General features: G+C 64.3%; 10 protein-coding genes. 5 read left to right on the top strand and 5 right to left on the bottom strand.

All coding sequences use genetic code 11. From position 1 onward, the window contains the following. Positions 1 to 38: 38 nt before the first annotated feature. From AC1RL5_RS03540 to gnd, 3 genes are read right to left on the bottom strand one after another with little or no spacing between them, the layout of a single operon-like run. Positions 39 to 875, bottom strand: coding sequence for a Cof-type HAD-IIB family hydrolase (locus tag AC1RL5_RS03540; protein ID WP_072450266.1), 837 nt, complete (start codon positions 873 to 875; stop codon positions 39 to 41). Then, positions 857 to 2,374, bottom strand: coding sequence for a glucose-6-phosphate dehydrogenase (gene zwf / locus AC1RL5_RS03535; RefSeq protein ID WP_047286745.1), 1,518 nt, complete (start codon positions 2,372 to 2,374; stop codon positions 857 to 859). The genes AC1RL5_RS03540 and zwf overlap by 19 nt, the downstream gene beginning before the upstream one ends. Continuing rightward, the gene (gnd, locus tag AC1RL5_RS03530) at positions 2,371 to 3,351 is read right to left on the bottom strand and encodes a phosphogluconate dehydrogenase (NAD(+)-dependent, decarboxylating) (RefSeq protein WP_072450264.1); all 981 of its coding nucleotides are present in this window, start codon (positions 3,349 to 3,351) and stop codon (positions 2,371 to 2,373) included. The genes zwf and gnd overlap by 4 nt, the downstream gene beginning before the upstream one ends. Before the next feature lie 409 nt (positions 3,352 to 3,760). Between gnd and AC1RL5_RS03525 the strand changes: the two genes are divergently transcribed. The 5 genes from AC1RL5_RS03525 (at position 3,761) to AC1RL5_RS03505 (ending at position 8,869) form a co-directional block, all read left to right on the top strand. Continuing rightward, positions 3,761 to 3,937, top strand: a complete 177-nt coding sequence (locus AC1RL5_RS03525) for a DUF6026 family protein (protein ID WP_015635709.1) — start codon at positions 3,761 to 3,763, stop codon at positions 3,935 to 3,937. Between the two features lie 260 nt (positions 3,938 to 4,197). Beyond that, positions 4,198 to 5,940: a phosphoethanolamine transferase CptA gene (locus AC1RL5_RS03520; RefSeq protein ID WP_072450263.1), complete on the top strand. Its 1,743-nt coding sequence runs from the start codon at positions 4,198 to 4,200 to the stop codon at positions 5,938 to 5,940. A 292-nt stretch (positions 5,941 to 6,232) separates the two neighbouring features. Continuing rightward, the gene (locus AC1RL5_RS03515; protein WP_015635710.1) at positions 6,233 to 6,457 is read left to right on the top strand and encodes a hypothetical protein; all 225 of its coding nucleotides are present in this window, start codon (positions 6,233 to 6,235) and stop codon (positions 6,455 to 6,457) included. Positions 6,458 to 6,776: 319 nt separating this feature from the next. Beyond that, positions 6,777 to 7,451, top strand: coding sequence for a heavy metal response regulator transcription factor (locus tag AC1RL5_RS03510; RefSeq protein WP_011061434.1), 675 nt, complete (start codon positions 6,777 to 6,779; stop codon positions 7,449 to 7,451). Next, positions 7,448 to 8,869, top strand: coding sequence for a heavy metal sensor histidine kinase (locus AC1RL5_RS03505; RefSeq protein WP_492588938.1), 1,422 nt, complete (start codon positions 7,448 to 7,450; stop codon positions 8,867 to 8,869). Before AC1RL5_RS03510 ends, AC1RL5_RS03505 begins: the two co-directional genes overlap by 4 nt. On the opposite strand, the gene chrA is transcribed toward AC1RL5_RS03505, so the two are convergent. Then, positions 8,866 to 10,053, bottom strand: a complete 1,188-nt coding sequence (chrA, locus tag AC1RL5_RS03500; protein ID WP_072450261.1) for a chromate efflux transporter — start codon at positions 10,051 to 10,053, stop codon at positions 8,866 to 8,868. The two genes, AC1RL5_RS03505 and chrA, sit on opposite strands and share 4 nt — an antisense overlap. Then, positions 10,053 to 10,544 carry a GNAT family N-acetyltransferase gene (locus AC1RL5_RS03495; protein WP_011061437.1) on the bottom strand — a complete coding sequence of 164 codons (492 nt, stop codon included), beginning with the start codon at positions 10,542 to 10,544 and terminating at the stop codon, positions 10,053 to 10,055. Before AC1RL5_RS03495 ends, chrA begins: the two co-directional genes overlap by 1 nt. Positions 10,545 to 10,645 lie beyond the last annotated feature (101 nt).

Here is a 10,645-nt window from a genome sequence, read left to right as displayed (position 1 = left end):
CCCCCCCCCCCCCCCCCCCCCCCCCCCCCCCACGGCCCTCAACGCATGAGGATATAGCGCTCGATGGCTTCGGCGGCGCCGTCTTCCAGGTTGCTGCCGGTGATCACATCAGCCTGGCGCTTGACCTGTTCTTCCGCCTGGCCCATGGCAATCGACAGGCCGGCACGCTGGAACATCGCCGGGTCGTTGCCGCCATCGCCCAGGGCCGCGCAGCGCTCCAGCGGCACCCCCAGGTATTCGGCCAGGGTCACCAGGGCCTGCCCCTTGTCCGCCTGCAAGGCAGTGAGATCGAGGAACCTGGGTTGGGAACGGGACGCCTGGGCCTGCCCTGCAGTGGTGGCCTGCAAGCGGGCCTCCAACTGCACCAGCAAGCGGTGATCGCTGCTGGCGGCGACGATCTTGTCGATGCGCGGCAGGTATTCCTCGAAGCTGTCCACCACCTTGGGGGCGTAACCCAGCGCCTGGCGCTCCAGGGGCATCAGGGCACCGTCCAGGTTGCGCAGCAGCCATTCGTTGTCGGCAAACACCCAGGTCTCGACCTGTGGGCAGGGTTCGAACAGCAGCAAGGCGGTGACCGCCGCTTCCACCGGAACATGGTGACGAGCCAGGAAACTGCCATCGGGCTTGACGATACTGCCGCCGTTGAAGCCGGCAGTGGGCAGGTCGACGCCCAGCGCCTCGATCTGCTGCAGCATGGCCCGCGGCGGCCGTCCGGTGGCCAGACTGAAGGCCACCCCGGCCTCGCGCAGCGCACGGACCGCATCCAGGGTGCGAGGGCTGAGGCTGTGGTCGGGGCGCAACAGGGTGCCGTCCATGTCACTGAGGAGGAACTCGATAGGCCGCGCCGGCACGCCACTCACCCCAGGGGTCGCCATACGCGGCCATCCCGGGCCAGCAGTTCATCCCCGGCTGCCGGGCCATCCACGCCCGCCGGGTAGCTCTGCAAGCTGGCGTCCTGTTGCCAGGCATCGAGGAAGGGTTGCACCGCGCGCCAGCCGTTCTCGATGTTGTCGGCGCGCTGGAACAGGGTCTGGTCGCCGATCAAGCAGTCGTAGATCAGGGTTTCGTAGCCGGTGGAGGGCTGCATCTCGAAAAAGTCGCGGTAGGCAAAACCCAGTTCGATGTTGGCCATGTCCAGGCTCGGCCCGGGCTTTTTCGCCAGCAGGTCGAACCACATGCCTTCGTTGGGCTGGATCTGGATCCGCAGGTAGGTCGGCAACAGGCGCTCGACCTCGGTATCGCGGAACTGTGCATAGGGCGCCGGCTTGAAGCAGATGACGATCTCGGTGTCGCGCACACTCATGCGCTTGCCGGTGCGCAGGTAGAACGGCACCCCGACCCAGCGCCAGTTGTCGATCATCACCTTCAGCGCAACGTAGGTTTCGGTGCTGCTGTCCGGCGCCACGTTGGCTTCCTCGCGGTAGCCCGCCAGGGCCTTGCCGGCCACTTCACCGGCGCTGTATTGGCCGCGCACCGAGTTGGCCCGGGCCTCCTCCACGGACCAGGGGCGGATAGCCCCCACCACCTTGGCCTTTTCGCCACGTACCGCATCGGCGCCAAAGGCTGCGGGCGGCTCCATGGCCACCATCGCCAGCAACTGGAACAGGTGGTTGGGCACCATGTCCCGCAGGGCACCGGTGTGTTCATAAAAGCTGCCACGGGTTTCCACGCCGACGGTTTCCGCCGCGGTGATCTGCACGTGGTCGATGTAATGGTTGTTCCAGAATGCCTCGAACAGGCTGTTGGAAAAACGGCTGACCAGGATGTTCTGGACCGTTTCCTTGCCCAGGTAATGGTCGATGCGATAGATCTGCTTCTCGCTCATGACCTTGAGCAGGCAGCCGTTGAGGGCTTCGGCGGTCTGCAGGTCGGAGCCGAAGGGTTTTTCGATCACCACCCGGCGAAAAGCCTGCGGCCCCTCCTCCAGCAACCCGGCGCTGCCCAGGCGGCGCACCACTTCACTGAAGAAGCGCGGCGCGGTGGCCAGGTAGAACACCGCGTTGCCGGTGCCGCTGGCGGCAATCCGCGCCGCCAGTTCGGCATAGGTGGAGTCGTCGAGAAAATCGCCCTGGACATAGCTGATGCCCCGGGTCAGGCGGGCCCAGACGGCGGCATCCACCGCCGCCCCCTGGCCTTGCTTGTTGAGCACTTCATCGCGAAGGAAGTCTTCCAGCAGCGTGGCGAACTCGGCGTCGCTCACCGCGTTGTGGTCGACGCCGACAATCCGCAGCCCCTCATCCAGCAAACCGTCGCGGCTGAGGTTGTACAGCGCCGGCATCAGCAGGCGCTTGACCAGATCACCGCGGGCGCCGAACAGGAACAGCGTGGTCGGCGGCGCCGGCAACGCCTTGGACTTCTTTCGCGTGGTGGTCATTTTTTCCCGGTCTCCACATGGCCGCCAAAGCCGAAGCGCATGGCCGACAGCAGCTTGTCACCGTAGGTGCCCTGGCCGCGGGAGCGGTAGCGGGAGAACAGCGAGTTGGACAGCACCGGCACCGGCACCGATTGCTCCATGGCCGCTTCGATGGTCCAGCGCCCTTCGCCACTGTCGGCCACCGAGCCGGAGAAGCCGTCGAGCTTCGGATCGCCCGCCAGGGCATCGGCGGTCAGGTCCAGCAGCCAGGAGGACACCACGCTGCCACGGCGCCAGACTTCGGCGATATCGGCGACATTGAGGTCGAAGCGCTGGTCTTCCGGAAGGCTTTCCGAGGCCTTGGTCTTGAGGATGTCGAAGCCCTCGGCGAAGGCCTGCATCATGCCGTACTCGATGCCGTTGTGGATCATCTTGACGAAGTGCCCGGAACCGGCCGGGCCGGCGTGGATGTAGCCGCGTTCGGCACGGTCGTCATCGGCGACCCGGTCCTTGGTCCGCGGGATGGTGCCCATGCCCGGCGCCAGGGCGGCGAACAGCGGGTCCAGGCGCAGCACTTCGGCGGCGTCGCCGCCGATCATCATGCAGTAGCCACGCTCCAGGCCCCAGACGCCGCCGGAGGTGCCGACGTCGATGTACTTCAGGCCCTTTTGCGCCAGGTCGCGGGCGCGGCGGATGTCGTCTTTATAGTAGGTGTTGCCACCGTCGATGATCACATCGCCCGGCTCCAGCAACTGGCTGAGGGCGTCGATGGTGTCTTCGGTGGGTGCGCCCGCGGGCAGCATGACCCAGACCGCACGGGGCTTTTCCAGGCCCGCCACCAGGGCCGGCAGGTCGGCGACGCCCTTGGCGCCTTCAGCGGCCAGGGTGCTGACGAAGTCGGTGTTGCGGTCAAAGACTACGGTCTCGTGCCCATTGAGCATCAGGCGCCGTGCAATGTTGCCGCCCATGCGGCCCAGTCCAATAATCCCCAGTTGCATGTGCTGATGCTCCTACTGCAAAAATTCTGATCAAAAAAAGTTATAGCCCAGTGGGCCGGGGCAAAATCCCGAGGGGCGCAACTATACAAGGCAAGAAGCCCCAAGACAGCGCAATCTTCAGGCAGATTCCGAGTTTTTTACCCCCGACGGCGCGAATTACCCATCGACCGGCCCCAGCCAATTCCCCTGACGGGCAGCAGAACAATGAAGATTAGTCCCGTGCCAGCGCCTGAAGTTTCCCTGGCCCTGGGTGGATAACGCTGCAAGTCTGCGCGAAGACACAGCGACCGCGAAAAATAAAAAAGTTCCCTTTGCCCGAAAAAGAAATAAAATTGCCGCCGATAGTGCTTTGCGCAAGGGATGCGGCCAGCGAAGCATAGTTGAGACACGCCATTTGCGAGGTGAAGCAATGGGCACAGTACTACCGGCACGACCAGCACAAACCCTGTACGTCACCATTCGTCGTGACGAATTGCGTCAACTCAAAGACGAACGCGATCAACTGCAACGGGAGCTCGCACAATTGCGCCTGCAGTTGCAAAGCCAGGGTCAACCGGCGCCGCTACACCTCTCCTCCGCGAGCTGAGCCTCGCCCCTGAACGCAGGCCCGACCTGCGTTCAGCCCCGCTGCAGGTCCCAGACCTCGTCGCCCCGCCGCCGCCCGTAGCCACACCAGCGCACCACCACAGCCCCCCGTTGCAGACCACAAAATAGCGACGTTCAGCTGACAAAGTTTTCACACTTGCCTATCGATACTCCCGGCCATTGTGGCCGTCTTGTTACAAGACGGCGCTCATTCGCGACGCCCTTGGCGCGCAATGAATCTGGATCCCTGGGGAGCGCTCAATGGCATTGTTCAAACGCAGTAGTGCATCTGCGAAAGGTTTTGACTGGATGGGGCTGCTCTGGCTGTTCCTGTTCTTCTGGTATTTCTCCGGCATCACCCAACTGCTGATCCAGCTGACCGACACCTCCGGTTTCACCGGTTTCCGCCAGGCGTTCTTCATGAGCGCCATCTGGCTGGCACCGATGCTGCTGTTCCCGGCGCGCACCAAAGTCATGGCCGCCGTGATCGGCGTGGTGCTCTGGGCCTGCTCCATGGCCAGCCTGGGCTACTTCTTCGTCTACCAGCAGGAGTTCTCGCAAAGCGTCATCTTCATCATGTTCGAGTCCAACCCCTCGGAAGCCGGTGAATACCTGACCCAGTACTTTGCCTGGTGGATGCTCCTGGCATTCCTCGCCCACAGCGCATTCGCCTTCTTCCTCTGGACCCGCCTGCGCCCGGTCTACCTGCCTCGGGGGCAGGCCCTGGTGGTGGCGGCGGCGATCCTGGTGGCCATCGTCGGCTACCCGCTGGTCAAGCAGATCTCCCGCGCCGATACCCTGGCCGCCGGCCTGGAGAAATTCGAAACCCGCATCGAGCCCGCCGTGCCCTGGCAGATGGTGATTGCCTATCGCCGCTACCGCGAGCAACTGGACGGCATGCAGGGCATGCTCGCCAGCGCCAGCAAGATCGCGCCCCTGACCAACCTCAAGGACAGCATGGCCAACCAGCCGGCGACCCTGGTACTGGTCATCGGCGAATCCACCAACCGCCAGCGCATGAGCCTGTACGGCTACCCGCGCCAGACCACCCCGGAGCTGGACAAGCTCAAGGACCAACTGGCGATCTTCAACAACGTCATCACCCCGCGCCCCTACACCATCGAGGCGCTGCAGCAGGTACTGACCTTCGCCGACGAAGAAAACCCCGACCTGTACCTCAAGAGCCCGTCCCTGGTCAGCGTGATGAAGCAGGCCGGCTACAAGACCTACTGGATCACCAACCAGCAGACCATGACCAAGCGCAACACCATGCTCACCACCTTCTCCGAACAGGCAGACGAGCAGGTGTACCTGAACAACAACCGCAACCAGAACGCCCGCCAGTACGACGGCGACGTGCTCGAACCGTTCTCCAAGGCCCTGGCCGACAGCGCACCGCGCAAGTTCATCGTGGTCCACCTGCTGGGCACCCACATGAGCTACCAGTACCGCTACCCGCCCAGCTTCGACAAGTTCAATGATCGCCAGGGCGTACCGGCCGGCGTGCGCGACGACCAGTTGCCCACCTACAACAGCTACGACAACGCCGTGCTGTACAACGACTTCGTGGTCTCGAACCTGATCAAGAACTACGCCAAGACCGACCCCAACGGTTTCCTGCTGTACCTCTCGGACCATGGCGAGGACGTCTTCGACTCCGCCGGCCATGACACCCTGGGGCGCAACGAAGCCCGGCCGACGGCGCCGATGTACACCATTCCGTTCATGGCCTGGGCCTCGCCGAAATGGCGGGAAACCCATGACTGGAGCTTTGCCTCGGACCTCAGCCGCCCCTACATGAGCTCCCAGCTGATTCACACCTGGGCGGACCTGGCGGGCCTGAGTTTCGATGAGCTGGACCACAGCCGCAGCCTGGTGAGCGACAGCTTCAAGCCACGCCCGCTGCTGATCGGCGACCCCTACTCGCGCCAGAGCAGGCCCTTGGTCGACTTCAGCCTGATGAAACCCAAGGCCCCGATCGAAGCCACGGTGGTACAAAAGTAAGCCCCCTGCCACGCCCGCAGGATCCGGCTTGCCGGCAAACAGCCCCGAGAACCCTGGCCGGTTCCCGGGGCTTTTTTTTGCACCAGGCCGCGTCCGCAGGCGGCGCCTTCAAGGAGGTGCCCTTCCCGGTCAGCGCGGCCGAGCGCCGGCAGAGACACATGATGTCGAAATTGTAATCAGCACTTCAGGCTGACGTTAACCCTCGCTTAATACACTTCGGTGAAACTTTCGCCCATCACTTCTTGTGCAGGGACGTAACAAGTACCGAACATTCTTAAGCAGGAAAAACAGCATGAAACTTTCAACTTTGGTATTAAGCGGCCTGATTCTGGTAGGTTCCAGCGCGGCCTTTGCCGAAGGTGGCTCGGAGAATATGCAGCGCTTCTATGACAACTTCCGCGTTAGCCAGCAGCAACTTCATGGCGACAAGACCGAAAACACCGCAAAAGCCGAAAAGCAGAAATCCGAGCCCAACTATTCCGCCTCGGATGCCAAGCAACAACAGCCTGGTGCCTGACCCCCTGTTCCAGCGATACCCATTCCCGGCAATCTGCTCCTTTGCCAGAAGTGGATGTTTGGCGCCCTTGCGGGCGCCTTTTTCATAGGGGCTGCCCTCCTTCTCTTGCACCCGCATGACAGGCAGATGACAACCCGGTCATCTGCCGCCCGCAGTGCCCCGGCTCAATTAGTATCGCCGCACCATGCCGCTCGCCACTGATCGGACAGCCTGGTTAATCAGTTGAATTAGCTGGGTTATTTTATTGACCCTATAGCTACTACAGACTTTAACCTGCGCTCGCTCGACAGCCCCCGACAGCTTTGAAGAGGATATTGCAATGCGCATTCTGGTGATTGAGGACGAACCCAAGACGGCCGACTACCTGCATCAGGGCCTGAGTGAAAGTGGCTATGTGGTGGACCGGGCGAACAATGGCGTGGACGGCCTGCACCTGATTCAACAACAACCCTATGAATTGGTAATCCTGGATATCAACCTGCCCGGCAAAGATGGTTGGCAAGTTCTTGAACAACTGCAGGGAAACTATCCCGCACGGGTCATGATGTTGACTGCCCGCGGGCGCCTGGAAGACAAGGTCAAGGGCCTGGATATGGGCGCCGATGATTATCTGGTCAAACCGTTTCAATTTCCCGAGTTGCTGGCCCGGGTTCGTACCCTGATGCGTCGTAGTGAAGTCATTGTCCAACCGGAAGTTCTGCAAGTTGCCGACCTGCAACTTGACCCGCGCCGTCATCGGGCTTATCGCGGCAGTCGGCGTATCGACCTGACGACCAAGGAATTCACCCTGCTGCATGTATTGATGCGCCACAGCGGAGAAGTACTGACCCGTACCCAGATCATTTCCCTGGTCTGGGACATGAACTTCGACTGCGACACCAATGTGGTGGAAGTCTCCATCAGCCGCTTGCGAGGCAAGATCGACGACGCCAGTGACGTCAAGCTGATCCATACCTTGCGCGGTGTCGGTTATGTCCTGGAAGCACGCCCATGACAGCGCGCCCCACCGCGGCCAGCAGCCTGTCCATGCGCCTGGGGCTGACCGTCGCCCTGATGGGCGCGGCACTGGTGGTGCTGCTGGCAACCCTGGCCTACCTGGCGTTGAACCATGAGCTGGACAACCTGGCGCGCAAGGGCCTGGACAGCAAGCTGGAGCAGATCCGGCACAGCCTCACCAGCGACCTCAAGAGCAGTGACCTGGCGGCCCGCCCCCATTCCCTGCTGGACCTGGTGATGGGCCACGACAACCTGCAATTGAGCATCCTCGGCAGCGATCCGCTGGCCGAACCCCTGCTGATTGTCGGCGGCATGGCCCAGGAGTCCCTGCCCGAGCCCCTGGGCAATATCGGTGGCGATGGCTATGTCGACTGGCGCGACAGCCACGGCAACCCCTTGCTCAGCGCCCTGCGGCAGATGAGCCTGCGCAACGGCGAGCAGGTCCAGGTGGTACTGACCCTGGACCGCAGCAACGATCAGGCGCTGCTCAGCGCCTACCTGCGCTCCACGGTGATCGCCCTGCCCCTGTTGCTGCTGCTGATCGGTTTCGGCGCCTGGTGGCTGGTGCAACGGGGCCTGCTGCCGCTGCAGCAGTTCAGCCGGGTCGCGGCGCGGGTCACCACCCAGGACCTGACCCACCGCCTGAAGCTGCAGGGCCTGCCCCGGGAGCTGGCGGAGCTGGGCCAGGGCATCAATGTCATGCTGCAACGCCTGGACGGCGGCGTGCAGCGCCTGTCGCAGTTCTCCGACGACCTGGCCCACGAGTTGCGCTCGCCCATCAGCAACCTGATGGGCAAGGCCCAGGTGACCCTGTCCCGGGAACGCCCGCCAGAGGAGTACAAGGCGGTGCTGGAGGCCAGTATCGAAGAGCTGGAGCGGGTCACGCGGATCGTCGCCGACATGCTGTTCCTGGCCCAGGTCAGCCAGCCGGCGTCCCAGGCCCGGTTCGCCCGGGTCTCGCTGGGGGAAGAAGCGCGCCGGGTCATCGACCTGTTCGCCCTGAGCGCCGAAGAGAAGCATCTGCAACTGCAGCCCAGTGGCGATGCCTGGGTGCTGGGGGACCGGCTGATGATCCAGCGGGCCATTTCCAACCTGCTGTCCAACGCCATTCGCCACAGCCCGCCGCGGGGGCAGATCAGCCTGCGGGTGGAGCAGAGCATGGAGGCCGTGAGCCTGAGCGTGGGCAACCCCGGCCCGGGCATCGCCGCCAGCCACCTGCCCCATCTGTTCGAGCGCTTCTATCGGGTCGACAGCAGCCGCACCCGGGCCGAAGGCGGCACCGGGCTGGGCCTGGCCATCGTCCGTTCGATCATGAACCTGCACCAGGGGCGCACCGAGGTCAGCAGCATCCCGGAACTCCTGACCGAGTTCCGCCTGGTATTCCCAAGGCTCGACCCGGCGCAGCACGACCTCTAGAGCAGCCAGGCACCGGCACCGGCCCCCAGCAGCACCAGGGCCCAGGGCGGCACCCGGCCGCTGCGCAACAGCAGCAGCGCCAGCAACACCGCCACCAGTTCCGGCGCGCCGGTCACGCTGCTGGTCCACAGGGGTTGGTACAACGCTGCCGCCAGCAGGCCCACCACCGCGGCATTGACCCCGGCCAGGGCCGCCTGGATGCCCTGGCGGTGGCGCAGCCGCTGCCAGAAGGGCACCACGCCGATCACCAGCAACAGCCCTGGCAGAAAGATCGCCAGCAGACAGACCACCGCCCCACTCCAGCCATCGATGGCCGCGCCGAGAAAGGCCGCGACGCTGAACAGCGGGCCGGGCATCGCCTGGGCGCTGGCGTACCCGGCCAGGAACAGCGGGCTGCTGACCCAGCCGGGCTCCACCACCTGCGCCTGCAACAGCGGCAGCACCACATGGCCGCCGCCGAATACCAGAGCGCCGACCCGGTAGAAACCATCGAACAGGCTCAGCAGGCGCCCCGGCCAGAGCAGCACCAGCCCCGGCAACAGCACCAGCAGCAATAGCGCCAGCCCCAGGCAACACGCCCCCAGGCGGCGACTCGCCCCAGAGGGAGGGCTCTGGACCTGCACCTGGAACACCGGCCTGATCAGCCAGCGGCCCAGCAGCGCCGCCAGCAGCATCACCAGCAACTGCCCGCCCAGGCCCGGCCAGCGCAGCACCAGCGCCGCGGCCAGCACTGCAATGACGATCTGCAAGGCGCCCCGGCACAGGCTGCGGGCCATGCCCCACAAGGCCTGGGCCACCACCGCCACCGCCACCAGTTGCAAGCCCTTGAGCGCCCCGGCCGGGACCCCGCCCCCCAACCCCAGGGCCAGCAGTGCCAGGGCCAGGGCCGAAGGCAAGGTAAAGCCGGCCCAGGCACACAGGGCCCCGGGCAGGCCACGGCGAGACAATCCCAGGGCGATGCCGACCTGACTGCTGGCAGGTCCGGGAAGAAACTGGCACAGCGCGACCAGCTCGGCATAGGCCGCCTCCCCCAGCCAGCGCCGGCGCTGGACGAATTCCTGGCGAAAGTAGCCCAGGTGCGCCAGCGGCCCGCCAAACGAACTCAGGCCCAGGCGCAGAAACACCAGGAAGATCCGCCAGGGTGTTTCTACCGGGACCGGCGCGCAGGGGTTGGGGGCGTGCATTACAAGGCTTTGCTCCAGAACAGCATGCGCCCGTGAGCCGGGTCGAGCATGGCATTGGCGAAACCGCAGGCGCGATAGGCGGCCTGGGCCTGGGCATTGCCCTCCAGCACTTCCAGGGTGACCTTGCAGCAGCCCCGTTGCCGGGCGATGTCCTCGACCTTCTGCAGCAGGCGCTTGCTCAGGCCCTGGCCGCGGTAGCTGTCCAGCACCACCACGTCATGGATATTTACCAGGGGCCGGCAGGCAAAGGTGGAGAAGCCTTCGAAGCAGTTCACCAGGCCCACCGGCTGCCCGCCGGCAAAGGCCAGCACGCTGAACGCCTGGGGCCGCTTGGCCAGCTCCGCCGGCAACTGCTGGAGCCGGTCTGCGTCCAGGGGCTGGCCGCCGCCCATGGGGTCCTCGGCATAGTGGTTGAGCAACACGCCTATGGCTTCGGCATGCACCGGGTTGCTGTAACTGGCTTGCAACACCACGACATCGGCAACGTCCATGTTCATCCTCGATCAACGTATTGAAAGTGAGCGCTCAGGGCTCAGGCAGCCTCGATTGTAGGCTGGGGGATTTGACCAAACGAAGATTTTTAACCCGCGCA

The sequence above is a fragment of the Pseudomonas sp. GW822-FHT06D10 genome (genome assembly GCF_058799535.1).
This window is presented reverse-complemented; position numbering and strand designations above follow the sequence as displayed.